22 protein-coding genes are annotated in these 26,219 nt (G+C 54.3%); 10 read left to right on the top strand and 12 right to left on the bottom strand.

Annotation, left to right across the window (positions count from 1 at the left end):
* Positions 1-15 precede the first annotated feature (15 nt).
* From WN53_RS20000 to ppsR, 9 genes are all read right to left on the bottom strand, one after another.
* The gene (locus WN53_RS20000) at positions 16-801 is read right to left on the bottom strand and encodes a heme ABC transporter ATP-binding protein (protein WP_024486708.1); all 786 of its coding nucleotides are present in this window, start codon (positions 799-801) and stop codon (positions 16-18) included.
* Positions 794-1,798 carry a FecCD family ABC transporter permease gene (locus tag WN53_RS20005; protein ID WP_046808200.1) on the bottom strand — a complete coding sequence of 335 codons (1,005 nt, stop codon included), beginning with the start codon at positions 1,796-1,798 and terminating at the stop codon, positions 794-796. The genes WN53_RS20000 and WN53_RS20005 overlap by 8 nt, the downstream gene beginning before the upstream one ends.
* Entirely contained in the window at positions 1,798-2,628 is an 831-nt protein-coding gene (locus WN53_RS20010) for a heme/hemin ABC transporter substrate-binding protein (RefSeq protein WP_024486913.1), read from the bottom strand. The genes WN53_RS20005 and WN53_RS20010 overlap by 1 nt, the downstream gene beginning before the upstream one ends.
* Positions 2,625-3,659: a hemin-degrading factor gene (locus WN53_RS20015; RefSeq protein WP_024486912.1), complete on the bottom strand. Its 1,035-nt coding sequence runs from the start codon at positions 3,657-3,659 to the stop codon at positions 2,625-2,627. The genes WN53_RS20010 and WN53_RS20015 overlap by 4 nt, the downstream gene beginning before the upstream one ends.
* Before the next feature lie 67 nt (positions 3,660-3,726).
* Entirely contained in the window at positions 3,727-5,766 is a 2,040-nt protein-coding gene (locus tag WN53_RS20020) for a TonB-dependent hemoglobin/transferrin/lactoferrin family receptor (RefSeq protein WP_046808201.1), read from the bottom strand.
* Between the two features lie 94 nt (positions 5,767-5,860).
* Positions 5,861-6,055, bottom strand: a complete 195-nt coding sequence (hemP, locus tag WN53_RS20025) for a hemin uptake protein HemP (protein ID WP_021804574.1) — start codon at positions 6,053-6,055, stop codon at positions 5,861-5,863.
* A gap of 155 nt (positions 6,056-6,210) precedes the next feature.
* Positions 6,211-6,696 carry a glutathione peroxidase gene (locus WN53_RS20030; protein WP_021804573.1) on the bottom strand — a complete coding sequence of 162 codons (486 nt, stop codon included), beginning with the start codon at positions 6,694-6,696 and terminating at the stop codon, positions 6,211-6,213.
* A gap of 742 nt (positions 6,697-7,438) precedes the next feature.
* Positions 7,439-8,485, bottom strand: a complete 1,047-nt coding sequence (locus tag WN53_RS20040) for a 3-deoxy-7-phosphoheptulonate synthase (protein ID WP_024486981.1) — start codon at positions 8,483-8,485, stop codon at positions 7,439-7,441.
* 168 nt (positions 8,486-8,653) lie between these two features.
* A complete protein-coding gene (gene ppsR / locus WN53_RS20045) occupies positions 8,654-9,475 on the bottom strand; it encodes a posphoenolpyruvate synthetase regulatory kinase/phosphorylase PpsR (RefSeq protein WP_021804571.1) in 822 nt (273 codons plus the stop codon).
* Between the two features lie 473 nt (positions 9,476-9,948).
* On the opposite strand from ppsR, the gene ppsA reads away from it, so the two are divergent.
* Positions 9,949-12,324 (top strand): phosphoenolpyruvate synthase, encoded by a 2,376-nt coding sequence (ppsA, locus tag WN53_RS20050; RefSeq protein WP_024486175.1) that lies wholly within the window; start codon positions 9,949-9,951, stop codon positions 12,322-12,324.
* A gap of 453 nt (positions 12,325-12,777) precedes the next feature.
* Here ppsA and ydiK read toward each other — a convergent pair whose 3' ends face one another.
* Positions 12,778-13,878 (bottom strand): AI-2E family transporter YdiK, encoded by a 1,101-nt coding sequence (gene ydiK / locus WN53_RS20055; RefSeq protein ID WP_024486174.1) that lies wholly within the window; start codon positions 13,876-13,878, stop codon positions 12,778-12,780.
* A gap of 377 nt (positions 13,879-14,255) precedes the next feature.
* On the opposite strand from ydiK, the gene ydiJ reads away from it, so the two are divergent.
* Positions 14,256-17,312 (top strand): D-2-hydroxyglutarate dehydrogenase YdiJ, encoded by a 3,057-nt coding sequence (gene ydiJ / locus WN53_RS20060; protein ID WP_024486173.1) that lies wholly within the window; start codon positions 14,256-14,258, stop codon positions 17,310-17,312.
* Positions 17,309-17,725, top strand: a complete 417-nt coding sequence (menI, locus tag WN53_RS20065; protein WP_021178115.1) for a 1,4-dihydroxy-2-naphthoyl-CoA hydrolase — start codon at positions 17,309-17,311, stop codon at positions 17,723-17,725. The genes ydiJ and menI overlap by 4 nt, the downstream gene beginning before the upstream one ends.
* Before the next feature lie 36 nt (positions 17,726-17,761).
* On the opposite strand, the gene WN53_RS20070 is transcribed toward menI, so the two are convergent.
* The gene (locus WN53_RS20070) at positions 17,762-18,166 is read right to left on the bottom strand and encodes a hypothetical protein (protein ID WP_024486172.1); all 405 of its coding nucleotides are present in this window, start codon (positions 18,164-18,166) and stop codon (positions 17,762-17,764) included.
* Between the two features lie 475 nt (positions 18,167-18,641).
* Here WN53_RS20070 and sufA point away from each other — a divergent pair, with 475 nt between their 5' ends.
* From sufA to WN53_RS20105, 7 genes are all read left to right on the top strand, one after another.
* Entirely contained in the window at positions 18,642-19,013 is a 372-nt protein-coding gene (gene sufA, locus WN53_RS20075; protein WP_021178114.1) for a Fe-S cluster assembly scaffold SufA, read from the top strand.
* A gap of 14 nt (positions 19,014-19,027) precedes the next feature.
* Complete coding sequence (gene sufB / locus WN53_RS20080; RefSeq protein ID WP_024486171.1) at positions 19,028-20,527, top strand: Fe-S cluster assembly protein SufB; 1,500 nt, start codon at positions 19,028-19,030, stop codon at positions 20,525-20,527.
* 43 nt (positions 20,528-20,570) lie between these two features.
* A complete protein-coding gene (sufC, locus tag WN53_RS20085) occupies positions 20,571-21,317 on the top strand; it encodes a Fe-S cluster assembly ATPase SufC (RefSeq protein ID WP_021804565.1) in 747 nt (248 codons plus the stop codon).
* Entirely contained in the window at positions 21,292-22,578 is a 1,287-nt protein-coding gene (gene sufD, locus WN53_RS20090) for a Fe-S cluster assembly protein SufD (protein ID WP_024486170.1), read from the top strand. Before sufC ends, sufD begins: the two co-directional genes overlap by 26 nt.
* Positions 22,575-23,795 (top strand): cysteine desulfurase SufS, encoded by a 1,221-nt coding sequence (sufS, locus tag WN53_RS20095; protein WP_024486169.1) that lies wholly within the window; start codon positions 22,575-22,577, stop codon positions 23,793-23,795. Before sufD ends, sufS begins: the two co-directional genes overlap by 4 nt.
* Positions 23,796-23,812: 17 nt before the next feature.
* Positions 23,813-24,229 carry a cysteine desulfuration protein SufE gene (gene sufE, locus WN53_RS20100; protein WP_024486168.1) on the top strand — a complete coding sequence of 139 codons (417 nt, stop codon included), beginning with the start codon at positions 23,813-23,815 and terminating at the stop codon, positions 24,227-24,229.
* 281 nt (positions 24,230-24,510) lie between these two features.
* Entirely contained in the window at positions 24,511-25,530 is a 1,020-nt protein-coding gene (locus WN53_RS20105; protein ID WP_024486167.1) for a L,D-transpeptidase family protein, read from the top strand.
* Positions 25,531-25,688: 158 nt separating this feature from the next.
* Here the strand turns inward: WN53_RS20105 and WN53_RS20110 are convergent, their stop codons facing one another.
* The gene (locus tag WN53_RS20110; protein ID WP_005165631.1) at positions 25,689-25,925 is read right to left on the bottom strand and encodes a major outer membrane lipoprotein; all 237 of its coding nucleotides are present in this window, start codon (positions 25,923-25,925) and stop codon (positions 25,689-25,691) included.
* Positions 25,926-26,219: the final 294 nt, after the last annotated feature.

Here is a 26,219-nt window from a genome sequence, read left to right on the forward strand (position 1 = left end):
CTCCATGGCTTACCGTTACTGCCGTAAAAACACCTGCGGCAGTGCGGTTTCCGGGTGGGCGGTGACACCGAGATCGGCCTGATACCAACGTGTCAGGATATCCGTCTGTAATACCTGCTGCGGGGTACCGGAAGCGACCAGGCGGCCCTGATGCAACAACAGAATACGATCGGCGTACAGCGCGGCCAGATTAAGATCGTGCAATACGCAACAGACCGCCAACGGTTGCTGACGCGTCAGGGAGCGCAGCAGGCGTAAGGTATGCTGCTGATGATACAGATCGAGCGCCGAGGTAGGTTCATCAAGGAATAACCAGGATGGTGCGGGTTGCGGCTGCCACAACTGCACCAATACTCTGGCCAGTTGCACCCGCTGCTGTTCCCCGCCGGATAGCTGGCGGTAATCGCGTTGGGCCAGGCTGGCGCAATCGGTCTGTTCCATCACCTGTTGGATCGCCCGTTTGGCATCGCGCCCGCTATGCGGAGAGCGTCCCATGGCAACCACTTCTTCTACGGTAAACGGAAAGGCCAGCTCGCTGTGTTGACGCATTACCGCCCGAACCTTAGCCAACTGCTGCGGTTGCCACTGCTCAAGCGGTTTACCTTGCAGGCGGCACTCGCCACAGTCTGCGGCCAGATAACCGGTAAGTAAGCGAAGCAGGGTCGACTTACCCGCGCCGTTGGGGCCGATAATCGCCACCATCTCACCGCTGGCGATGTTGAGGGAAACATCGGTGATCAGCCGGCGCTCCCCCAGGTTGTAACGCAATTGCCGTGCTGTCAGCGTTGATGAATCATCCACCCGTGCGCTCCCGCTGGCGCATCACCAGCCACAGAAAATAGGGACCACCGATCAGGCTGGTCATCAGGCCTACTGGCATTTCTGCCGGGGCGACCAGCGTACGTGCCAGCGTATCGCTCACCAACAGCAGGCAGGCACCGCCGAGGGCAGAGGCTGGCAACAACCAGCGGTGATCGCCCCCAAGCCGCATACGCACCAGGTGGGGAACCACCAGGCCAATAAAACCGATGACGCCGCTCATCGCTACCGCGGCCCCAATCAGCAAGGCGCTCAACAGTAGCAACTGTAGCTTGGCGCGTTGCACATTAACCCCAAGGTAATGTGCCTCTTCATCGCCCAGCTGTAGCAGATTCAAACGACGAGCCTGTAACAGCGTCAGCAATGCGGCTGGCAGGATCAGCGAAGCGGACACCACCAGGGTAGGCCACTGTGACTGGCTAAGGCTGCCCATCATCCAGAGTGAAAACTGACGTAATTGCTGATCGCTACTGAGGTACGACAGTACGCCAATCGCCGCCATGCACAGCGCATTGATGGCGATACCGGCCAGCAACAGCCGCGACAGGCTGCCGTGTCCGCTGCGGCTGATGCCGTAGATCAGTATCGAAACCAGCAGGCTGCCAAGAAATGCCGCCAGCATATGGCTGTACAGAGCGATGAGCGGGGGCAGGGCCAGCGGCATGACGATCACCAGGGCGACGAACAGTGCGCCGCCGCTGCTGATCCCCAACAGGCTGGGATCGGCCAAGGGGTTGCGGAACAGCCCCTGCATCACCGCACCGGAAACCGCTAACGCGCAGCCGATCACCACGGCCAATAGCACGCGAGGCAGGCGAATGTTCAGCCAGATATGCCAGGAGGCATCGCTGAGAGGAGCCTGCCACAGGGTGCGAAATGACAGTGTCAACGCCCCCAGGTTAGCGGCCCCAAGCGCCAGGACCGTCAGCAAGATCAGCAGGCTGCCGATCGCCAGGCGGGGTGAGGTTCGGCATCGCATTACTTTTGCTCCGCCGCTTTACGCAACAGACCCAGCGCCTGCGGTGTTTCCAGACCAAAACCAAGCAGTGCCATATCATCAACGATCAGCACGCGGCGGTTTTTCCCCGCCGGTGTCAGAGCCATGCCGGGCAACAGCCACAGGTTTTCCTGGCCACCGATGGAGCGAACGCCATCGGTAGTCACCAGCAGCAAGTCTGGTTCACTGGCAATCACGCCCTCTTGCGATAGTGGGCGGTAACGGCTGAAACCTTGCATCGCGTTTTTCAACCCAGCCGCTCTGATAATGGCATCTGCCGCGGTTTGTTGGCCCGCGGCCATGGGGGTGATACCTCCGTGACTCATCACGAACAGCACTTTCACCGGCAGCGGCGTATTGGCTACCGCTGCCAACTGTTGCTGATAGCGTTCGGCCAACTGCTTGCCTTGGCTACTGCGGTGGATGGCATCGGCTATCACGCTGATTTTTTTAGGCACCGCCTGCACGGTGGTATCCCCTGGGATACGCACCACCTTCACGCCACTGTCTTCCAATTGCTTAAGCACCAACGCGGGCTCTGCCAATTCGGTGGTCAGGATCAGGGTGGGGTTCAGCGCCAGGATCCCTTCGGCATTCAGTTGGCGCATATAGCCGACGTCGGGCAATTTCTGCACCGCAGCAGGGTGCAAACTGGTACTGTCTCGTGCCACAACTTCATCGCCCGCGCCCAGCGCGAAGGCAATTTCGGTCACGTCACCGCCTATTGAGACAATCCTCTCGGCCGCCACGGCGGCTAATGGAAACGCCAGGGCGATGCACAGCGCCAGGCGACGGGGCAAAGAAGCTATCATGCGGCGACTTCCTTCGGTTCAAGTGCAGCAACCTGCTCACGCCACTGGAGCTGCTCCGGTTGGCCTTCGGTACGCTGCCCGTAAAGTTGGGCGATCTGGGTGCCATCGGCAGCAAACAGCTCCAGGCTGGTGACCATGCCATCTTTAGTTGGTTTGCGGGTGATCCAGCTTTCGGCGATCGCCCCTTCAATCAGGTGCAGGGTAAAGTGGCGGTTGAAGATGTTGACCCAGCCGTCCTGCGGCATCAGGCGCTCAATCTGGCCGGTAAAGATCTGCACACAGCCCCGATTGCCGACGAAGATCATGATTTCGTTTTGCGCAGACTTGGCGGCTTCCAGGATCGCCGTCAGCGCGCTGTTGTCCACGCGGTAGGCCAGATCGTTGCCCACGGCGCGGAAGGCCTGTTGGCGGGTCAGATTATTGCGGCTCAGCAGTTGGAAGAACTGGTGGACATCGGTCATGGCCCGCCACTCGGCATCGATTTTGGCGGTATCTGGCGCGCCGTTACTCTCTTTAATCTCGGCCGGTTGCAGCTCAAGTATCGGGTTTTCCGCACTTTGATGGCGCTCGACCAGGGCGAACCAGGCAGCGAGATCGGTTTCGTCGGTGGTGTAGACCTTATGCAGCGCGTCGCCTTGATGATCAAAGAACTGAATGCTGTGGCGCACGCCACGCTTGTTGGTTTCACTCAGGGCAAAAACGCTGGCCCATTGGTTGAGGAACAGGCGCAGATCCAGCTCGCGCGGGTTGAGGATCAGCCCGGCATGGCCATTGAGATGCTGATTCTGATAACGCCCAACCTGCTCGTGTACCGCATAGCTGTTACGAGTAATGGACTTGGTGACGCCAACCTGTTCCAGTTCGGTCAGCAGCGTACGGGCATCGGCTTGCAGGCGACGAGCATCGTGGCCGACGCGGGCGTGGGTCAGTTCGGCTTCGCTGATACCCAACAGCTCGGCCAGATCGCGGGCATATTTACCTGGGTGATCAATTTTCGCCTGCTCATAACGTTGGTATAGAGTCTCGCTCATTATTTTGCTTCCTGTAATTGTGGGTGAGGAGCGGGCAAAAACGGTCTGCCCGCTGTGGTTCAATGGGTTACCACTGATAGCTGACCAGCAGTTTGGCATTACGACCATCCTGCGGAATGCCCTGTGGTGAGTAATATTCTTTATCGAAGGCGTTCCCCAGTACCACGGTAGTGGTGACGCCCTGCAGGTTTTCACGGCCTTTATAGCTTAGGTAGAAATCGTTCACGCCATAACCGGCTTGCTTACTACTTCCCTCGCTAACATGGTTGGTGCTTTGCGCCAGCGTTGCGACCCAACCGGCAGAAAGTCCGGTGGTGGCGATTGGGATGTCCAGCGTACTGGTCACGGTATCCGGCATGGTAGTTGACAACCACTGGCCACTATTACCATTCAGCTCACCTTGGCTCGAGCGATCTTTGGCTCGGGTGCGGTTGTAAGCCAGATCCCAGTCGAACCAGTGGGTCTGATAGCTCATTGATGCATCCCAGCCCCAAATTTTGGCGCGGGAGATATTTTGTGAGTAAGTTTTGCGACCACGAATATCCACGTACAGATTGATGTAATCGCGGGCGTCGGTATCGAAATAGCTGGCTTTGAACTGCAGGTTATCGTCTGCCAACACCAGGTTGTCGAATCGCAAGCCCAGGCCGAACTCTGTGGTGCCGCTGGTTTCAGGCCTCAGGTTGGGATTGGGTACCCAATAGTTACCAGGGAAGTGCATTGAGTCGTTATACATTTCCCCCATGGTGGGGGCACGAAACGCCTGAGCATAAGAGCCAAACAGCATTAACCAATCTGTTGGCGATACCGTAATCGCTCCCCGAGAAGACCATTTGTCCGCGTTGACGTCGTCATGGCCCTGGCTTTTGCCTTGGTAGTTATCATAACGGGTGCCAGCAAGGATGGAGATCGGCAGGTCACGCAAGGTGATCTCGTCTTGTAACCAACCAGAGGCAAAGTTGATTTTTGCATCGGGGAAACTGGTGGTGGCTCCGCCAGGCCGCTGCTTCTGCTCGTACGCCTCGGAACCATAAGTCAGCAAATGCGCGGCGAAACTGTCAGTAAACAGGTTGGTACGGTTTTCCAATTTGCCGCCATTGGTAGTTTGCTTGCGGAATTCATCGGTTTTACCCTCATTGCGGGCATTGATCTTGACTTCTGAGGTATACACTTTCGCTACTGCATTTACCCAGTCTTGACCCTGTGGGTTCAGTTTATAACTGAGGGCCGCATCGCGTTGTATGGTAGAGCGGTCGGTCGTCGGATTGCTGGTGGAGGCCGCCGGCGTTTGTGGGTTCTTTGGTTGTTGTGCACTGTTGTTGTAATAGCGCAAATCGCCGCTTAGCGATTGATTGTTGTCGATGTTCCAGGTGCCTTTGGCTAGCACATTGCTGATGGTTTCGCTGTTTGGGGCATCAAAACCGTTGCTCTGACGGATATCGCCGACATCGCGGGTGCCGAAAGAGATCAGACCATCGAGATCATCGGTTTTACCGTAAGCGCTGGCGCCCATGCCCAGGCTATGATCGCCGCTAGCCGCTGTGCCGAACACTCGATAACCGGTGCTGTGGCCTGGCAACAGCAGATCGGCTGCGTCGACAGTTTCATAGGCGATAACCCCGCCGAGAGCACCGCTGCCATACAACAGCGCGGCCGGGCCACGAACGATTTCGATACGTTTTACCAAACCAGGATCGATGAAGGTCGCTCCAATATGGCCAGTATCGGTACCTTGGCGGATCCCATCAACCAACGTTAGTACACCGTTTTTACCATAGCCACGCATTGACACGTCTTGGCCGTTACTACGACCTGTACCGTTAACGGTAACCCCAGGCACATGACGCAGCATATCGCCGGCGGTGGTGGCGGTTTGGCTCTGAGGGCTGTTGCCGTTGATCACCGTCACCATCATCGGCGCTTCAAAACTGCTGCGCTGATTACCGGTGGCGACCACGGTCATGGTCTCATCTTTGTTTTTTTCTTGTGCCTTGGTGGTAGCGGAAACACTGGTGTCGGTCTGGGCAAAAACCACCGTAGGCAAAGCGCAGGCAATGGCCAGGCTTAATGCGGATAAACGCAGCCGGGAGGCAAAAATGGCAGGCATGTGGCAACTCTCCGTATGACTCAACATATCAATAGATTTGCTGGCTGCCTGGATCGCAAAATCGGGGTGGCTGGCGTTAAAAGGAACTAAGACGTTATTTGGTTAAGATCAATTTTCCCGCTTTGGTTTGGCGAAGTTGATAGCGTTGCCCTTGATGGATGATCACCGCCAGCCCATCAGTGCCCAGCAACTCGGCACTGTCGAAACAGGGCGGTAAAGCGGCAGGAGCACTGCCGTCAGGGGTAACCAAAGCGTTGTTGGACTGTTGGCAATTATTGAGATTGTCCATAAATTCAACCGATAAATGGTAATTAATATCAAATTGATAATCATTATCATGTGAACGAAAGGTTACATCAAGGGAAATTTTCTTACCGATGGAACCTTTTTGTCGTCATGCTTACCGGAGCTAGATTGACTGCGATCAATTTGCTGATAAAACGGCTATTTCAACAGGGTTTCGATACGGCTGAACAGGCGCTCAGGTTTGGTGATGGGGGCAAAGCGTGTGATGCGCTCGCCATCGGCGGTGAGCAGGAATTTGGTGAAGTTCCACTTGATACGTTGGCTGCCTAACAGACCGGGAGCACGGCGTTTTAACTCGCTGAACAGGGGATGCGCCTGCGCGCCGTTGACGTCGATCTTGCTGAACAGCGGAAAGCTGACGCCATAATTGAGGGTGCAGAAGTTGGCAATCTCCAGCGGGTTGCCCGGCTCTTGCCCGCCAAACTGATTGCAGGGGAAGCCCAGCACCATCAACCCGCGTGAGCGATAATACTGCCACAGTTTTTCCAAGCCTGCATACTGTGGGGTAAAGCCACACTTGCTGGCGGTATTGACCACCAGGTAAGCTCGCGCCGGAAAGTCGGCCAGCGTTTTATGTTCCCCTTGCAGGGTGATACAGGGAATGGACAGCAGTGAATGGTTCACAGAAGAGGGCTCCAGATCGGTTTAGCTCGGATGTTTGGCAAGTATAGCTGAATGACGTAAGAATACTTCGTAGAATATGGCATCAATAACCTGATTTAGGTGATGAAAATCCGATAATGCAGTGTTTAAAATCCCCACTTACTCGTTGAAAAGCAATAATTAAATTAAAGTCAGCATCACATGTAAATGCCATGTTATATTGAAAATGTTTAATTGATTAAGTAATAATAGGTGTTCAGCTTTTATTTTACAGGCATTGACGCTTGGGTTTTTGAATGTGTAATATTATTTTTGTGGTATCTACGTAAATAGGGAAAGTATGAGTTAGTTGTTGCATAGGGAGATGGTATGAATGTGTTAAGTGTGGGATTTCTAATATTATCAGTATGTTGCCACTTTCTTGTGGGTTCGAGAGTATTTCCAGATGTTAAGAGAAGTACAATGATACTTGCCTCTTTGATGCTTTTGTTTGCAGGGGTATCTAGTGGCTATAAGATTTCCACTGCAAATTTTTGCATTATTCTCATGCTATTGGCTTGTGCAATACGGTGGGTTAAAGGAAAGAAGCGTCTAAAAGAAATAGATAACATAGGTATATTGTACGTAACTCTTTCTTTCATACCTTTTTTGGTTTTTATGATTGAGTGGATGAATTATTGAGTTTTCAATCCCATTACGAAAGTGATACTGAGTGAACGGATAAATGAGAGCCAGCAGGCCAAAAGCATGCTGGCTAAAATAATCAGAAGCGGGTATCTACCGCATCGGCCAGCATAGCCAGCAACTGCTCGCTGTCCGACCAGCTCAGGCAAGGGTCGGTAATGGATTGGCCGTAGGTTAGTGATTGGCCAGCCACGATCTTCTGCGTGCCTTCCACCAGGAAGCTTTCGGCCATCACGCCAGCCACGGCCACGGAGCCCGCACGGATCTGTTGGCAGACGTTTTCCGCCACTTCCAACTGGCGGCGATGCAATTTCTGGCAGTTGCCGTGGCTGAAGTCGATCACCAGTTGTTCAGGTAAATCGAACTCGCGCAGGCTATCACAGGCGGCAACCACATCGGTCGCGTGATAGTTTGGCGTCTTGCCGCCGCGCATGATGATATGGCCATAAGGATTGCCGCTGGTCTGGTAAATGGTCATCTGGCCGGTTTTGTCTGGCGACAGGAACATATGACCAGCGCGCGCGGCACGGATGGCATCAATGGCGATGCGGGTGTTGCCGTCGGTACCGTTTTTGAAACCGACCGGGCAGGAGAGCGCCGAGGCCATTTCACGGTGGATCTGGCTTTCGGTGGTGCGAGCGCCAATCGCGCCCCAGCTGATCAGGTCGGCAATATACTGGCCGATCACCATATCCAGGAACTCGGTCGCCGTTGGCAGGCCAAGTTGGTTCACTGACAATAGCAGCTTGCGCGCCATCTCAATGCCACGGTTGACCTGATAGCTGCCGTCCAGATCGGGATCGGAAATCAAGCCTTTCCAGCCGACCACGGTGCGCGGTTTTTCAAAATAGGTGCGCATCACGATTTCCAGGCGGTCCTGATAGCGCTCGCGCAGTGCGTTAAGGCGGGTGGCATAGTCCATCGCCGCATCAAGATCGTGAATGGAGCAGGGGCCAATCACCACCAACAGGCGCTTGTCTTCGCCGGTGAGGATTTTTTCAATACGTTTACGTGACGCTGTCACGTTATCGGCTACCGATGCTGAGATCGGCAACTTCTCTGCCAGCGCCTGAGGCGTGACCAAGCTGTCGATGCGCGCGGTCCGCAGTTCATCTGTTTTGTGCATGATTATCTCTAAAACTGTTCTTCGCGACGGCAGGAATACCGGGAAGTGATGGCGATCACAATAACGCAAAAACCGCTGAATTCAACCGTAGAGATTGTGATCGGATGATTAAAATCGGTAAAAAAGCACAAAAAAGGGGCATAGACGACTGTCCGCCAGCCCCTACTATCAGAACATCCGCCGGCTCATTCCGAGGATATCGAGGATCTTGGTGGAGATCTCCTCCACCGAATAGTTGGTGGTATTGAGATAGCGGATCTGGTTTTTGCGAAACAGCGCTTCCACTTCGGCAACTTCCATCCTGCATTGGCGTGGCGAAGAGTAACGGCTGTTTTCGCGGCGTTCTTCGCGGATCGCCGTTAACCGCTCTGGGTTAATTGTCAACCCAAATAATTTATGTTGAAACGGTTTTAGCGCGGCGGGTAGCTGCAAATTATCCATATCATCGGCGGTAAACGGATAGTTGGCCGCGCGGATACCAAATTGCATCGCCAGATACAGGCTGGTGGGGGTTTTACCGCAGCGGGATACGCCGAGCAGGATCACCTGCGCCTGATCAAGATTGCGCAGCGATATGCCGTCATCATGGGCCAGGGTGTATTCAATAGCCGCGATCCGGGCGTCATATTTGCCCAGGTTGTTTTCGGTCAGTCCGTGGGTGCGATTAGGTACCGGCGTTGGATCCACCGCTAATTCCCCCTGTAGCGGGCCAACCAGGGCCTGCACGATATCCTGACAGAACCCTTCACTTTGGGTGATCACCTGGCGCACTTCCGGCGAGATAATCGAATAGAACACCAGTGGGCGCACGCCAGTCTGCTGGTAAATATCATTGATCTGCTGGCATACGCCCCGCGCACGCGCTTCGGTTTCCACAAAGGGCAGAGTGAAAGTGGTGGCCTTGACGGGAAACTGTGACAGCACCGCATGCCCCAAAACTTCGGCGGTAATGGCCGTGCCATCCGAGATATAAAAAACGCTTCTTTCCACCCATAACTCCTTAATGCCTGAAACGACTGATAGCAACATCATGGTCTGCATACCCACATACGGTAAAGAGGGGGACAGAAATTTTGTGACGCTGGGAATCATTCGCGGCAATTAAATATATTTAATAAAACCTAATTTCATTTTTAATAAAATGAAGAGTGCTATTTTAGCTACCTGCTCAGACGCAAATTGGCGCTATTTTCGTCAAATCAATCACTAAAAATATGGGTATTTAAGCAAAAGTTTAAATAATACATAATTTGTTGAATTGTAAGCTTTTAGCCAGTGAGGGAACGATCCCTAATAAAATTGTGCCCGCTGGAATTCTCTTAATTGCTATTTTCTTCATTGGCTTGATCGATTCACCTGTCCATTGTCTATGGATCATTGTGCTAGTGTGGGTGGGTGCCGTTTTTTGCGGTACGAGTCAAAAATCCGTCAATACCCTACTGATAGCAATAAGGATTGTCTCGATGTCTAACAATGGCCCAGACTTGCGTAATGTGCTTTGGTACAACCAGCTTGGCATGCACGACGTTGACCGTGTCGGTGGCAAAAATGCCTCCCTCGGTGAAATGATCACCAATCTCTCCGATTTGGGCGTGGCCGTACCCAACGGTTTTGCCACCACCGCCCAGGCATTTAACGATTTTCTTGAGCAAAGTGGGGTTAACCAGCGCATTTATCAGCTGCTGGATCAGACTGACGTTGACGATATTGCTCAACTGTCCAAGGCCGGTGCGCAAATTCGCCAATGGGTGATCGATACGCCTTTCCACGCGGAATTTGAACGTGAAATTACCCTGGCGTACCAACAACTCTCCGAGGGCGAAAGCGAAGCCTCCTTTGCCGTGCGTTCTTCCGCCACCGCCGAAGATATGCCAGACGCCTCGTTTGCCGGCCAGCAGGAAACCTTCCTCAACGTGCAGGGCATTGATGCGGTGATGGTGGCGATCAAACACGTCTTCGCCTCTTTGTTTAACGACCGGGCCATCTCCTACCGTGTGCATCAGGGTTACGATCACCGTGGCGTGGCGCTTTCCGCCGGTGTACAGCGCATGGTGCGCTCCGACCTGGCTTCCTCTGGGGTGATGTTTACCATCGATACCGAGTCCGGTTTTGATCAGGTGGTATTTATTACCTCGGCGTTCGGCCTGGGGGAAATGGTGGTGCAAGGTGCGGTCAATCCGGATGAGTTCTATGTCCATAAACCGACGCTGCTCAAGGGCAAACCAGCCATTGTGCGCCGGAACCTTGGCTCGAAAAAAATCCGCATGGTGTACGCACCTTCACAGGATCATGGCAAGCAGGTCCGTATCGAGGATGTGCCAGAAGAGCAACGCAATCGTTTCTCTTTGACCGATGATGAAGTTCAGGCACTGGCGCATCAGGCGTTGCTGATTGAAAAACACTACGGCCGCCCGATGGATATCGAGTGGGCCAAAGACGGCCACACCGGCAAGCTGCTGATAGTCCAGGCGCGGCCAGAAACCGTGCGCTCCAATGAGCAGGTGATGGAACGCTACCAACTGAACGGTAACAGCACCGTGCTGGTGGAAGGGCGAGCTATTGGCCATCGCATTGGGGCAGGCCCGGTGAAGGTCATCCACAATATCAGCGAAATGGATCGCATCGAACCGGGCGACGTATTGGTCACCGACATGACCGACCCGGATTGGGAACCGATCATGAAGAAGGCAGCAGCGATCGTTACCAACCGTGGCGGGCGTACCTGCCATGCGGCGATCATTGCCCGCGAACTGGGGATCCCTGCTGTTGTAGGCTGTGGCCACGCAACGGACCTGCTGAAAGAAGGGCAGAAAGTCACCGTCTCCTGCGCCGAAGGCGACACCGGTTTTGTCTACAGCGACATGCTGGAATTCAGCGTACAAAGCTCGGAAGTCACTGAACTGCCCGAACTCCCGTTGAAGATTATGATGAACGTCGGAAACCCTGACCGTGCGTTCGACTTCGCTCGCTTGCCAAATGAAGGTGTGGGGCTGGCCCGGTTGGAGTTTATTATCAACCGCATGATCGGCGTACACCCGCGTGCCCTGTTGGAGTTCGACCAGCAAACCCCGGAGCTGCAGGCAGAAATCAAGACGCTGATGCTGGGTTATGACGATCCGGTCGAGTTCTATGTCGGTCGTTTGACCGAAGGGATCGCTACGCTTGGCGCTGCATTCTGGCCGAAGCGCGTCATCGTACGCCTTTCCGATTTCAAATCTAACGAATACGCCAACCTGGTCGGCGGCGAGAAATATGAGCCGCACGAAGAAAACCCGATGTTAGGTTTCCGTGGCGCGGGTCGTTACGTGGCAGACAGTTTCCGCGACTGCTTCGCCATGGAATGTGCCGCGATGAAGCGGGTACGTAATGAGATGGGCCTGACCAACGTTGAGGTGATGGTGCCGTTTGTGCGTACCGTGGCTCAGGCGGAGGCCGTGGTGGCAGAGTTGGGGCGCCAAGGGCTCAAGCGCGGCGAGAACGGGCTGAAAGTGATCATGATGTGTGAGATCCCATCCAACGCTTTGCTGGCCGATCAGTTCCTTGAGCACTTCGATGGCTTCTCTATCGGTTCCAACGATATGACGCAGCTCACGCTGGGGCTGGATCGCGATTCCGGAGTGGTCTCTGAGCTGTTTGACGAGCGCAATGAGGCGGTCAAGGCGCTGCTTTCCATGGCGATCCAGGCGGCCAAGCGTCACGGCAAATATGTCGGCATCTGTGGGCAAGGCCCGTCAGACCATGCGGACTTTGCCGAGTGGCTGATGGATCAGGGGATTGATAGCCTGTCACTTAACCCTGATACCGTGGTGCAGACCTGGGTTAATTTGTCACAACGATAGTTGTAGGGGCGCTGCATGCTGCGCCCGTCAAGTTAAATAACATTGCCATTTTTTCATTAATTGCCAACCGCCGGTTAAACCTGGCGGTTTTTTTATATCGGCGGGTTATTTTGCACAAAAAAAAGCCCATCAAAAGACGGGCAAAGACTACACACAGCAATTCAGTGATTCGGGGTTACCTTGTTAGCTGACCTGACTGAAAGACAATGCATGGAAAGCAATGATTTTCAGCAAGATAGAGTTTTATACTAGGCAGTTATCTGGCGCGTGTCATTAAGAATCGTCCCAATAAAATAGCCTGGATTGTACGGGTTCATTGCGAGAACAGGTATTTGAATGGCATCAAATATTGCAACAAGTGAGTCAGCAGAATAATTATCGGCAGCGATGCGGCGGGGAAAGGGAATAATCGGGTTAATCGCCTGCCCAATGAATGAGCAGGCGATGTAGGGATCACAACTGTTCTAAATCTTTGGCGACTTCTTCCAGATCGGCGGTGGGCTCTGGAGCTTCGTTCACCCAGGCGCTAACCAACCGATAAGAGACCGCCAGCACGACTGGGCCGATAAACAGGCCAATCATCCCGAAGGCCAGCAGGCCACCGATAACGCCTGACAAGATCAGAATCAACGGCAAGTCGGCACCCATGCGGATTAGCGCCGGGCGCAGGAAGTTATCCAGCGTTCCGACCACGCAGCTCCACACCAATAGCACGGTGCCCCAGGTGGTGTCACCGGTCCAGTACAGCCAGATGATGGCCGGGATCAAGACCAACAATGGCCCCAGTTGGGCGAGGCAAAAGATGAACATCACTACGGTCAGCAAGGTGGCCGCTGGAATGCCAGAAATGGCCAACCCAATACCGCCCAGGATCGACTGCACCAATGCTGTCACCACCACGCCCAATGCAACGGCACGGATCGCTTGCCCGGCCAGTAACACGGCCGCATCGCCCCGAGTGGAAGCAAGGCGCACGGCAAAATGGCGGATCGCCATGCCAACCTGTTCACCGCGGGCGTACAGCAGGGCACTGAACAATAACATCAGCGAACAATGGATCAGGAAACGGCCAATATGCGCCGCCTGGGTGACAAACCAGGTGGCCGTCTGGCCAAAGTAAGGTTGAATTTTGGCCACCAGGGCGTTACCACCGGTGTTCACCAACAGATGATAGCTGTTATAGACTTTGTGCCCGATCACCGGAATGGAGCGCAGCCACTCCAACTGTGGAACATGGAGCTGCCCCGGTGAGTTCACCCAAGCCACGACTGGCGCGCTGTTATCCACCAAACTGCTGATCAGCAGGGCAATAGGCAGCACAAACAGCAAGAGCAGCAGGATAGTCATCGCCACCACGGCCAGCGACCGGCGGCCCCACAGCAGGTTTTGTAGCTTAATCAGTACCGGCCAGGTGGCGATCACCACCATCGATGCCCAGGCAAATCCCAGAATAAAGGGTTGAATGACCCAAAAACTGGCGACGATCATAATGGCGATAAACAGCACACCAAAAATTATCGTCGGTAAATCGTAGCGGCGTTGCGGTTGTGTCATGAATGCGTTTTCATCCTAATGAGTTAATTCCTTGGTACCCTTTTATCATGGAGCATTTTTGGCAACTTTCACAGCCAGGCGCACATTTTGCCGCGAATTTTGGTTTGGGATACAGCCTTTCATTATTAAACGCAGCGGAATAACCGCCAGACTTCCCTCTTCCTAAAGCGCAGCCATCGGCTGCGCTATCATTTTCCCCGGCCAAATAATGCCAAATTCAGGATGTACAAGCGGCAAAACACCCGCCATTATGAGGTAGATAGCGATGATGCAGGGGCGGGTAACGGCCCTTGCGGTTATCGTGATAATAAAAGACAGGGGAGGGCCAGTTCCGGGCCCGATTAAGCAATTAAGAGCAGACAGAGTCAAACAAGCGAATGATCCCACAAATTTCTCAGGCACCCGGCCTCGTTCAACGGGTGCTGGACTTTTTGGCCGCGTTAAAACAGAGCGGATTCAACGGCGATACCGCCACTAGCTATGCCGATCGGCTGACGATGGCGACGGACAACAGCATTTACCAATTGTTGCCCGATGCGGTGGTGTTTCCTCGCTCAACCGCCGATGTGGCGTTAATCGCCCGGCTGGCCGACGAAGAGCGCTTCAAGGCACTGACCTTCAGCCCGCGCGGTGGCGGCACCGGCACCAATGGACAGGCACTTAACACCGGCATAGTGGTTGATATGTCGCGTTACATGAACCGCATTCTGGACATCAACGTCGAGCAGGGTTGGGTGCGGGTAGAAGCTGGGGTGATTAAAGACCAGCTCAACCAGTATTTACGACCGTTCGGCTATTTCTTCGCGCCGGAGCTTTCCACCAGCAACCGAGCTACCCTTGGCGGTATGATCAATACCGACGCGTCTGGCCAGGGTTCGCTGGTGTACGGCAAAACTTCAGACCATGTGCTGGGGCTGCGGGCGGTGTTGCTGGGGGGCGAAATGATCGACACCCGCGTCATGCCGACGCCGCTGGCGGAAACGATTGCCCAGGAAGATACGCCAGAGGGGCGGATCTACCACACCGTGCTGAACCGTTGCCGCGAGCAACGGGCGCTAATCCTGGAGAAATTCCCCAAGCTTAACCGCTTCCTCACCGGCTACGATCTGCGCCACGTGTTGAGCGACGATCTGCAAACCTTCGATCTGACCCGCATTCTGACCGGTGCCGAAGGGACCTTGGCCTTTATCACCGAAGCGCGGCTGGATATCACACCGCTGCCGAAGGTGCGACGCCTGGTAAACGTCAAATATGACTCTTTCGATTCGGCCCTGCGCAATGCGCCCTTTATGGTGGAAGCCAAGGCGCTGTCGGTGGAAACCATCGACTCCAAGGTGCTGAATCTGGCCCGCGAAGATATCGTCTGGCACTCGGTCAGTGAACTGATCACCAATGTGCCGGATAAAGAGATGCTCGGGTTGAACATCGTTGAGTTTGCCGGTGATGATAAGGAACTGATCGACGGCCAGATGGAAGCGCTGTGCGAGCGTCTGGACGATCTGATCTCCGAGCAGCAGGCTGGCGTGATCGGTTATCAGATTTGCGGCGATTTGACCGGCATTGAACGCATCTACAATATGCGCAAAAAGGCGGTTGGGCTGTTGGGTAACGCCAAAGGGCAGGCCAAGCCCATCCCGTTTGCCGAAGATACCTGCGTGCCGCCGCAGCACCTGGCCGATTACATTACCGAGTTCCGCCAACTGTTGGATAGCCATAACCTGAGCTACGGTATGTTCGGCCACGTTGATGCAGGGGTGCTGCACGTGCGCCCGGCGTTGGATATGTGCGATCCCCAGCAAGAAGTGCTGATGAAGCAAATCTCTGACCAGGTGGTGGCGTTAACCGCGAAGTATGGTGGCTTGCTGTGGGGGGAACACGGGAAGGGCTTCCGAGCGGAGTATAGCCCGGAGTTCTTCGGCGAGGAGCTTTATGAAGAACTGCGCCGCATCAAGGCCGCATTTGATCCGCTCAATCGCCTCAACCCGGGCAAAATCTGCCCGCCGCTGGGCGTTGATGCCGTCATGATGAAAGTGGATGCGGTGAAACGCGGCACACTGGATCGTCGCATTCCGATTGATGTCCGCACCTCATTCCGTGGTGCGATGGAGTGTAACGGCAACGGACTCTGTTTCAACTTTGACGTGCACAGCCCGATGTGTCCGTCGATGAAGATCACCGCTAATCGGATCCACTCGCCGAAAGGCCGTGCGGCTCTGGTGCGCGCATGGTTACGGTTATTGGCAGAGCAGGGCGTCGACCCCGTCGCGCTGGAAAAGCAGTTGCCGCAGCAGCGCCTCAGCTTCCGCACCCTGGTCGAGAAAACCCGTAATAGCTGGCATGCAGGCAAGGGTGAATATGACTTCTCCCATGAGGTCAAAGAAGCGATGTCTGGCTGCCTGGCCTGTAAAGCCTGTTCGACCCAGTGCCCGATCAAGATCGACGTGCCGGGCTTCCGTTCGCGCTTCCTGCAGCTTTACCACACCCGCTATCTGCGCCCGATGCGTGACTACATGGTTGCTGGCGTCGAGAGCTATACCCCGTTGATGGCCAAAGCGCCGAAGGTGTTCAACTTCTTCTTCAAGCAGCCATGGGTGCGCGAACTGAGCCGCAACAGCATCGGCATGGTGGATTTACCGCTGCTTTCCAGCCCAACGTTACGCCAACAACTGTCGGGCCATAGCGCGTTCAGCATGACGCTTGAACAGTTGGAAGCATTGAGCGAAAGCCAGCGGGAACAGCATGTGCTGGTGGTGCAGGATCCGTTTACCAGCTATTACGATGCCCAGGTCGTGGCAGACTTTGTACGGCTGGTGGAAAAGCTGGGCTACAAGCCGGTGCTGTTGCCGTTCTCACCGAACGGCAAGGCACAGCATATCAAAGGCTTCCTGACGCGCTTTGCCAAAACGGCGCGCAAGACTGCGGACTTCCTTAACCGGGTAGCCAAACTGGGGATGCCGATGGTGGGTGTCGATCCGGCGCTGGTGCTATGTTACCGCGACGAGTATCAAGAAATTCTCGGGGCCGAACGGGGGAGTTTCCAGGTGCAACTGGTCCATGAATGGTTGCAAAAGTTGCTGGCAGAACGTGCGGAACAGCCTGCCACCGGGGAAGCCTGGTATCTGTTTGGCCACTGTACCGAAACCACCGCATTACCGGCGAGTACCCAGCAGTGGGCTGACATCTTTGCCCGTTTTGGCGCCAAGTTGGAAAACGTCAGCGTGGGTTGCTGTGGCATGGCGGGCACTTACGGTCACGAAGCCAAGAATCTGCAAAATTCGCTGGGGATTTATGAGCTATCATGGCATCAGGCGCTACAACGTTTGCCAAGGCAACGCTGTCTGGCGACCGGTTATTCTTGCCGCAGCCAGGTTAAACGCATTGAAGGCAATGGCGTGCGGCATCCATTACAGGCACTTCTGGAGATGATTGCGTGAAGCTGTGGAAACGTGAAACAACGCTGGAACAACTCAACCAAAGCGGCGAAGGATGTATGGTGGCCCATGTGGGCATTCAGTTTACCCGCTTGGAAGATGACTATTTAGAGGCGGTGATGCCCGTCGATCACCGCACTACCCAGCCGTTTGGCCTGTTACACGGCGGGGCTTCGGTGGTACTGGCCGAGTCGATGGGTTCAATGGCGGGTTATCTGTGCACCGAAGGGGAACAAAAGGTGGTGGGGCTGGAGATTAACGCCAACCACCTGCGCGCGGTATTTAAAGGGCAGGTGCGCGGGGTTTGTCGTGCGTTACACGCTGGCCGCCGCAATCAGGTCTGGCAGATCGAGATCTTCGACGATCGCGATCGCCTGTGCTGTACCTCGCGGCTGACCACGGCTGTATTGGAGTAACTCCTACCCCGCAGGTTTTCGCCTGCGGGGCAAACGTTACAGCTGGAACGGTACCCGTTTCACAAAATCCTTCTGAAAAGCGGTAGCCTTGTCCCAGCCGCCTTCCATCGAATATTTCTGGCAAATCAGCGTTAGCGTATGCCGGGCAAAATGATAGCACTGCACGCGGAACAGCTGACAACGCTGTGGGTTGTTGATCTCGACGATCAGCCGGTTATGCAGTTTGCTCAGCGCATGCAGATAACTCTCGTCATCGCCATTTTCTAGGCATAAATTCGCCATGCCCAAGCTGACACCGTTGTAACGCTTCAGATGATTGATGTTGCATTCCGGCCGCTGTAGCGCCGCTTCCGCCATATAGAAATCCACCGTGGCATCACGGATGTTGAACTTGTATTCATCAATTTTGCTCAGCAGCCACGCATTCATCGAGATAGCCATAGGTCCACGCCCAATTAAAGCTTAATGATAATCATTATCATATTTGCAGCTGTGGCGATGATCAATGCTCCCCGCAGATTTTTTTCTGTTGTGGGTCTTTTGACCCTCACGGGCTAAAAACACGCGAGCGACTAGACTTAAAGCAGGGAAAGGCATTTTTCAGACAGACAAAATGCAGAAATAGGTATTTTCTATGAATGTTTAAAACAGACGACTTATCCGATGCTATAACCTTGTCGGGGCAGCGGGATAAGCCGTACGAGATATGATGAATTGCTATGAATTCAGAGGGATAAAAATTATCCCCGAGTCTATTTTGCCTGGATACGCCATCAGTTTATCGTGTTGCCGAGCGTAAATCCGGGCGTTTGGTAAATACCCCCGCAAAACAAACGGTTGAAGTGATAATCATTATCACTAACATGGGCGGTAAGCCAGATCGGCTGTAGTAAAACACGAATGTGAGGTAGGCCATATGCATACGGAAGATGTTGGTACTTTTTCCTTGGCAGACAACGTCTGGCAAGGCATTTCGCTGAGCGACAGCGCGGTGAAGCAGATAATCAGACTCATGCAGCAGGATGCCCAGGTGAAAGGGTTGCAACTCGGCGTCAAACAATCTGGCTGTGCGGGCTTTGCCTACGTACTGGATTTGACCCGCGAACCAGCCAGCGACGATCTGTTGTTCGAACGTGACGGGGCCAAGCTATTCGTGCCGCTCAAAGCGATGCCGTTTATCGATGGCACCACGGTAGATTTTGTTCGGGAAGGGCTGAATCAGATGTTCAAATTTAATAACCCTAAAGCTCAGAACGCCTGCGGATGCGGTGAGAGCTTTGGCGTTTAAGCGATGCAATCAACATGACACGAAGCAACGTAGAAACAGCGAAAGATGTACCGGCTTGGGTCAGCGAAGGTCGCTACAAGGAAGGATTCTTTACCCAACTGGCCACCGATGAGTTGGCCAAAGGTATCAACGAAGAGGTGGTACGCGCCATCTCGGCCAAGCGTAACGAACCCGAGTGGATGCTGGAATTCCGCCTGGAGGCTTACCGTGCCTGGCTGCAAATGGAAGAGCCACACTGGCTGAAAGCTAACTATGACAAGCTGAACTATCAGGATTACAGCTACTATTCAGCGCCGTCCTGCGGCAGCTGTGATGACGCCTGCGGTTCTCAGCCTGGGGCGGAGCAGCAGCCTGGCGCCAGTACGGAAAACGGCTACCTGACCAGCGAAGTTGAACTGGCGTTTAATCAACTGGGTGTACCGGTGCGTGAAGGTAGTGAAGTGGCGGTAGATGCCATTTTCGACTCGGTTTCTGTCGCGACCACTTACCGTGAAAAGCTGGCGGAGAGCGGGGTGATCTTCTGCTCGTTCGGTGAGGCCATTCACGACCATCCAGACTTAGTCCGTAAGTATCTGGGCCGAGTGGTGCCGCATAACGACAACTTCTTTGCCGCACTCAACGCTGCGGTGGCTTCCGACGGCACCTTCGTCTACGTGCCGAAGGGCGTACGCTGCCCAATGGAGCTTTCCACCTATTTCCGCATTAACGCCGCGAAAACCGGTCAGTTTGAACGCACCATTCTGATTGCCGATGAAGGCAGCTATGTCAGCTACATTGAAGGCTGCTCAGCGCCGGTACGCGACAGCTATCAACTGCATGCGGCGGTAGTAGAAGTGATCCTGCATAAAGACGCCGAAGTGAAGTATTCCACGGTGCAAAACTGGTTCTCCGGCGGCGGCGAAAGCAAGGGCGGCATTCTTAACTTCGTCACCAAGCGTGCGCTGTGTGAGGGCTCAGGGTCCAAAATGTCCTGGACACAGTCTGAAACCGGCTCGGCTATCACCTGGAAATACCCAAGCGTGATCTTGCAGGGCGACAACTCGATCGGTGAGTTTTTCTCGGTGGCGCTGACCAGCGGCTACCAACAGGCGGATACCGGCACCAAGATGATCCACATTGGTAAAAACACCAAGTCGACCATTATTGCCAAAGGGATCTCCGCTGGGCATAGCCAAAATACCTATCGTGGGCTGGTGAAGATCCTGCCCGGGGCGGAAAACGCCCGTAACTTTACCCAGTGCGACTCGATGCTGATCGGGCCCAATAGCGGGGCGCATACCTTCCCCTATGTGGAAACGCGCAATAACAGCGCCCAGCTTGAGCATGAGGCTACCACCTCGAAGATTGGTGACGACCAACTGTTCTACTGCCTGCAACGGGGCATCAGCGAAGATAACGCCATCTCGATGATCGTCAATGGTTTCTGTAAAGACGTGTTCTCCGAGCTGCCGCTGGAGTTTGCCGTAGAGGCACAGAAGTTACTGGCTATCAGCCTGGAACACAGCGTCGGTTAAGCACCCGTATTTATAGCGCAGCAGCGCGATCAGAGGACACAGCATGTTAAGTATCAAGAATTTGCACGTCAGCGCCGAAGGAAATGAAATCCTCAAAGGGCTGAGCCTGGACATCAAACCGGGCGAAGTGCACGCCATTATGGGGCCCAACGGTTCCGGCAAAAGCACGCTTTCCGCCACGTTGGCTGGCCGGGAAGAGTATGAGGTCACCGCAGGTGAAGTGACGTTTAAAGGCAAAGATCTGTTGGAACTGGCTCCTGAGGATCGGGCCGGTGAGGGCGTATTCCTGGCGTTCCAGTACCCGGTAGAGATCCCCGGCGTCAGCAACCATTTCTTCCTGCAGACCTCGGTGAATGCGGTGCGTAATTACCGTGGCCAAGAGGCGCTGGATCGCTTCGACTTCGCTGACTTTATCGAACAGAAGATTGAGTTGCTGAATATGCCAGCGGATTTGTTGACCCGTTCGGTCAACGTCGGTTTTTCCGGCGGCGAGAAGAAACGCAACGACATCCTGCAAATGGCCGCGCTGGAGCCAGAGCTGTGCATTCTGGATGAAACGGATTCTGGGCTGGATATCGATGCCCTGAAGATCGTCGCCAACGGCGTCAATTCGCTGCGTGACGGCAAGCGCGCCTTTATTATTGTCACCCACTATCAGCGCATTCTCGATTACATCAAACCGGATTACGTTCACGTGCTTTCCCAGGGGCGCATCGTGAAGTCCGGTGATTTCTCATTGGTGAAACAGTTGGAGGAGCAGGGCTATGGCTGGCTTTCCGACCAACAGTAATTCACGGGCATTACAGCAGTTGTACAGCCTGTTCGAAGCGCGCGGCGGCGAGCGTTCTGCGCATGCGTTAGCCCATTGGCAGCAGGTTTTGCGCCAAGGCTGGCCGACTCGCAAGCAGGAAAACTGGAAATATACTCCGCTGGAAGGCTTGCTGGAGCAGCAGTTTCTGGAGCCTGCGGAGAACGTGTTCAGCGCGGAGCAGCGCGACAAACTGGCGTTGAAGATCGATGCGTATTGCCTGGTGTTTGTCGATGGGCGCTTATGTCCACAACTGAGCGATGAGGATCTTGGCGACTACCGGTTGACCAGGGTGGCCTATGATGCGGCACTAACGTTGCCGGAACCGATCCAACCTGAAATCTTTCTGCATTTGACCGAAAGCCTGGCGCAGGAAACCAGCGTGATTAGCCTGGCGGCGGGCAAAACTCCGGTTAAACCGCTCTATCTGTTGCATATCAGCACCGGTCGCGAGCAGCCCGGAGAAGTGAATACGCTGCATCACCGGCACCATCTGGAGATTGCGAGTGGTGCACGAGCTTCGGTCATCGAACACTATGCCAGCGTCAGTGCTGCGGCTCATTTCACCGGTGCGCGCCTGACCGTGACGGTGGGCGATAATGCCGAGCTGCATCATTGCAAACTGGCGTTTGAGAGCCAGGCCAGTTACCACTTTGCCCATAACGACCTGATGATAGGCCGCGACGCTCGAGTTAAAAGCGATAGCTTCCTGCTGGGAGCTGGGCTGACTCGCCACCACACCAGTGCGCAGCTAAACGGTGAGGGGAGCAATGTGGTAATCAATAGTTTGGTGTTGCCGGTGGGTAAAGAGGTGTGCGATACCCGTACCTATCTGGAACACAACAAAGGCTACTGCGAAAGCCGCCAACTGCACAAAACGGTGGTCAGCGATCGGGCCAAAGCGGTGTTTAACGGCATGATCAAGGTCGCGCAGCACGCGATCAAAACCGACGGCCAAATGAACAACCACAACCTGTTGTTGGGCAAGGTGGCGGAGGTCGATACCAAACCGCAGTTGGAAATCTACGCCGATGATGTCAAATGCAGCCACGGTGCCACCGTGGGCCGCATCGATGAAGAGCAGCTGTTCTATCTGCAATCGCGCGGTATTGATAAGCACGCGGCGCAGCAGATGATCATCTTTGCCTTTGCCGCTGAACTGACGGAGGGCATTGCCGATCCGATCATACGGGAGTTGGTGCTGGCGCGTATCGCCGATCGTTTACCCCAGGAGGCGGCATGAGTTATCCCCTGGAACGAGTACGTAGCGATTTTCCCTTGCTGGGCCGGGAGGTCAATGGGCAACCGTTGGCTTATCTGGATAGTGCTGCGAGCGCGCAGAAGCCACAGAGCGTGATTGACCGCGAACTGGATTTCTACCGTCACGGTTATGCCGCAGTGCACCGCGGTATCCATACGTTGAGCGCAGAAGCTACCCAGCAGATGGAGGCCGTGCGTGAGCAAGTGGCGCGTTTTATCAATGCGGGTTCTGCAGAAGAAATCGTGTTCGTGAAAAGCACTACTGAAGGCATCAATCTGGTGGCTAACAGCTTTGGCCGCCATTTGCTGACGGCGGGTGATAGCATCATCATCACCGAGATGGAGCACCACGCCAACATTGTGCCGTGGCAAATGCTGGCGCAGGAGCGAGGCATCACGCTGCGTGTCTGGCCATTGCAGCCAGACGGCACCTTGGATCTGGCGCAACTGCCGGGCCTGATCGATGCCTCCACCAAGCTGTTGGCGATCACCCAGGTATCGAACGTGCTGGGAACCGTCAACCCACTGAGTGAGATCGTTCCCGTGGCCAAAGCGGCTGGGCTGAAGGTGCTGGTGGACGGCGCTCAAGCGGTAATGCATCAGCGTATCGATGTTCAGGCGCTCGACTGTGATTTCTATGTGTTCTCCGGCCACAAGCTGTATGGGCCAAGCGGTATCGGCATTCTGTATGGCAAGCAGGCGTTACTGGAACAGATGCCACCGTGGGAAGGCGGCGGCGCGATGATCCAACGGGTCAGCCTGACGCAAGGCACGACCTTTGCAGCGCCACCATGGCGTTTTGAGGCCGGTTCACCTAATACGGCGGGGATGATGGGGCTAGGGGCGGCCATCGACTATGTCGAGGCTTTGGGGCTGGAAAATATCCACGATTACGAGCAATCTTTAATGCGCTACGCATTGGATGGATTGCAGCAGGTGCCAACACTGAAGATTTATGGCCCTGCACAGCGTGCCGGTGTGATTGCCTTTAACCTGGGTGAACATCATGCCTACGACGTGGGCAGTTTCCTGGATCAATACGGCATTGCGATCCGCACTGGGCACCACTGCGCCATGCCGCTGATGGAGTTCTACCAGGTACCAAGTATGTGCCGTGCCTCGCTGGCGTTGTACAATACCCGCCAGGAAGTGGATCGGCTGGTCGCCGGTTTGCAGCGCATCCACAGCTTGTTAGGCTAATCATTAAAGGGAGCCCCATGGCGCATTTGCCGGACAAAGATAAATTGGTGCGTAACTTTTCCCGCTGCCTGAACTGGGAAGAGAAGTACCTGTATGTGATCGAACTGGGTAGCCAGTTGCCACCGTTGGATGAAAGCGAGCGGCAGGCGGCTAACCTGATTTCTGGCTGTCAAAGCCAGGTCTGGATCGTGATGAGCAACAACGCGCAAGGGCAGGTAGAGTTTCATGGTGATAGCGATGCCGCTATCGTCAAGGGGCTGCTGGCGGTGGTGTTTATTGTTTATCACCAGCTTACGCCGCAGCAAATTCTCGATCTGGATATACGCCCATTCTTCAGTGAACTGGCCTTGAGCCAACATCTGACGCCTTCTCGTTCTCAAGGTTTGGAGGCGATGATCCGCGCTATTCGCAGTAAAGCGGCCCAGCTTGCCTGACCGGATATCCCAAGGCTTATTGATGGCACGTTATGTCAATGAGCCTTTACAATTCCTGCCAAATCCCGTCTTTTTTCTATAAATCATAAGTGTTTCAGCCGCTTACCTGTTTACGAGTCATTGACAATTCCTGCGTTTGATTACGTTATAACATGTTGATTTTTTGCAATTTATTGCCTTTAAATCGGATCTTGCTAATATCGAACGAGCATTTATCTTATTTACCTGCTGGCCAGCGACCGCTAGCCTTGCAATGAACCGTAATAACAATAGGGATCAGAATGAAACGTGCGTTGACTCTAATGGGCGTGCTATTCGCCACCGTACTGACCGGCACCCAGGTCGCCAGTGCGAACGAATACCCATTGCCGCCGCCAGGCAGCCGTCTGATTGGTGAGAATACGATTTACAACGTGCCAAATGATGGCCGTTCGCTGGAAGCCATTGCGGCTGACTACAAGATTGGGCTATTGGGCATGCTGGAAGCCAACCCGGGTACCGATCCCTATCTGCCTAAACCGGGGACGGCGCTGACGATCCCAACACAGATGCTACTGCCGGATACCCCACGCGAAGGGGTCGTGGTTAACCTGGCGGAACTGCGTTTGTACTATTACCCGAAAGGGGAAGATAAGGTGATCGTCTATCCGATCGGTATCGGCCAGACCGGTATGAATACGCCACTGAAGGTGACCTCGGTCAGCCAGAAGATCCCGAATCCAACCTGGACGCCAACTGCCAACATCCGCAAGCGCTACCAGTCACAGGGCGTGACTCTGCCTGCGGTAATACCGGCTGGGCCAGAGAATCCGATGGGGCTGTTTGCCATGCGTCTGGCCATGGGGCACGGTGAATACCTGATCCACGGCACCAATGCCAACTTTGGTATCGGGATGCGCGTGAGCTCAGGTTGTATCCGCCTGCGCCCGGACGATATCGAAGCCCTGTTCAACCAGGTGCCACAAGGCACCAGAGTGCAAATCGTCAATGAACCGGTGAAGGTCTCCGTTGAACCAGACGGCAAACGCTATGTAGAAGTGCATCAGCCATTGTCGAGAGTGGCCAGTGACGACCCGCAGACCATGCCGATCGCGCTTTCTAAAAATCAGAAAGCCTTTGCTACCGATCCACAGACCGATAAGGCAATGCTCGACAGCGCCATCGTACGGCGTTCTGGCATGCCGGTGCTGGTCAGTGTAGGGCAAGACCCTTCTGAGGTCACTACGCCGCCTACAGCGCTTCCTGGTGAGGGAGCTGACACCTCTGGCGAGACTGGCGCACCGATTAGCTCGGTGAACTAAACCTTGATGGTGCGAACGTAGTGGGGTCCGGCATTTAGCCTGGCCCTTTTTTTTGTGCCTAAGGTATGGGGTGGGATGGGATGATGTGCAGGGCTATTTATTTATAGGCAAAAAAAAACGGTGCACAATGTGCACCGTTTTCAATAACCGAAGCAAACTTACTTTTTGTAAGCGTGTGCTTGGTTGTCCAGACGCTGGTTAGCGCGCGCTGCGTCGTCTTTAGCTGCTTGAACGTCAGAACGGATTGCGTTCACGTCGTTGCTCAGCTGGTCAACTTTAGCGTTCAGAGTCTGAACGTCAGAAGACAGTTGATCGATTTTAGCGTTGCTTGAGCAACCAGCCAGCATAGTAGAAGCCAGGATTACCGCGCCCAGTACCAGTTTAGTACGATTCATTATAACACCCTCTAGATTGAGTTAATCTCCATGTAGCGTTACAAGTATTACACAAACTTTTTTCGAAAGAGAATAAATTTTTTGTATTAAGGCCCTTTATTTTGATCGTTCGCTCAAACTTGCATCTGGTTTTGCAAAATAGTTAAAAAATCGAAGGAAAACAGCCTGATTCTATGGGACAACTCTCAAATGAAATTGGCAAAATAAACCGCTTTAATGGTTGCGTTTTTCTGAAAGTGCGTTATTGCAGATAAAAAAAACGCCGCTAAGCGGCGTTTGGGTCATAGACTTGTT

The organism is Serratia fonticola, from assembly GCF_001006005.1.
Classification (GTDB): Bacteria; Pseudomonadota; Gammaproteobacteria; order Enterobacterales; family Enterobacteriaceae; genus Chania; species Chania fonticola.

What these genes read in the sequence shown, in the direction of transcription:
- WN53_RS20005 (WP_046808200.1), bottom strand. Translation starts at nt 1,798, where the DNA reads ATGCGATGCCGAACCTCACCCCGCCTGGCGATCGGCAGCCTGCTGATC.
- WN53_RS20010 (WP_024486913.1), bottom strand. Translation starts at nt 2,628, where the DNA reads ATGATAGCTTCTTTGCCCCGTCGCCTGGCGCTGTGCATCGCCCTGGCG.
- WN53_RS20015 (WP_024486912.1), bottom strand. Translation starts at nt 3,659, where the DNA reads ATGAGCGAGACTCTATACCAACGTTATGAGCAGGCGAAAATTGATCAC.
- WN53_RS20020 (WP_046808201.1), bottom strand. Translation starts at nt 5,766, where the DNA reads ATGCCTGCCATTTTTGCCTCCCGGCTGCGTTTATCCGCATTAAGCCTG.
- hemP (WP_021804574.1), bottom strand. Translation starts at nt 6,055, where the DNA reads ATGGACAATCTCAATAATTGCCAACAGTCCAACAACGCTTTGGTTACC.
- WN53_RS20040 (WP_024486981.1), bottom strand. Translation starts at nt 8,485, where the DNA reads ATGCACAAAACAGATGAACTGCGGACCGCGCGCATCGACAGCTTGGTC.
- ppsA (WP_024486175.1), top strand. Translation starts at nt 9,949, where the DNA reads ATGTCTAACAATGGCCCAGACTTGCGTAATGTGCTTTGGTACAACCAG.
- ydiK (WP_024486174.1), bottom strand. Translation starts at nt 13,878, where the DNA reads ATGACACAACCGCAACGCCGCTACGATTTACCGACGATAATTTTTGGT.
- ydiJ (WP_024486173.1), top strand. Translation starts at nt 14,256, where the DNA reads ATGATCCCACAAATTTCTCAGGCACCCGGCCTCGTTCAACGGGTGCTG.
- WN53_RS20070 (WP_024486172.1), bottom strand. Translation starts at nt 18,166, where the DNA reads ATGGCTATCTCGATGAATGCGTGGCTGCTGAGCAAAATTGATGAATAC.
- sufA (WP_021178114.1), top strand. Translation starts at nt 18,642, where the DNA reads ATGCATACGGAAGATGTTGGTACTTTTTCCTTGGCAGACAACGTCTGG.
- sufB (WP_024486171.1), top strand. Translation starts at nt 19,028, where the DNA reads ATGACACGAAGCAACGTAGAAACAGCGAAAGATGTACCGGCTTGGGTC.
- sufC (WP_021804565.1), top strand. Translation starts at nt 20,571, where the DNA reads ATGTTAAGTATCAAGAATTTGCACGTCAGCGCCGAAGGAAATGAAATC.
- sufD (WP_024486170.1), top strand. Translation starts at nt 21,292, where the DNA reads ATGGCTGGCTTTCCGACCAACAGTAATTCACGGGCATTACAGCAGTTG.
- sufS (WP_024486169.1), top strand. Translation starts at nt 22,575, where the DNA reads ATGAGTTATCCCCTGGAACGAGTACGTAGCGATTTTCCCTTGCTGGGC.
- sufE (WP_024486168.1), top strand. Translation starts at nt 23,813, where the DNA reads ATGGCGCATTTGCCGGACAAAGATAAATTGGTGCGTAACTTTTCCCGC.
- WN53_RS20105 (WP_024486167.1), top strand. Translation starts at nt 24,511, where the DNA reads ATGAAACGTGCGTTGACTCTAATGGGCGTGCTATTCGCCACCGTACTG.
- WN53_RS20110 (WP_005165631.1), bottom strand. Translation starts at nt 25,925, where the DNA reads ATGAATCGTACTAAACTGGTACTGGGCGCGGTAATCCTGGCTTCTACT.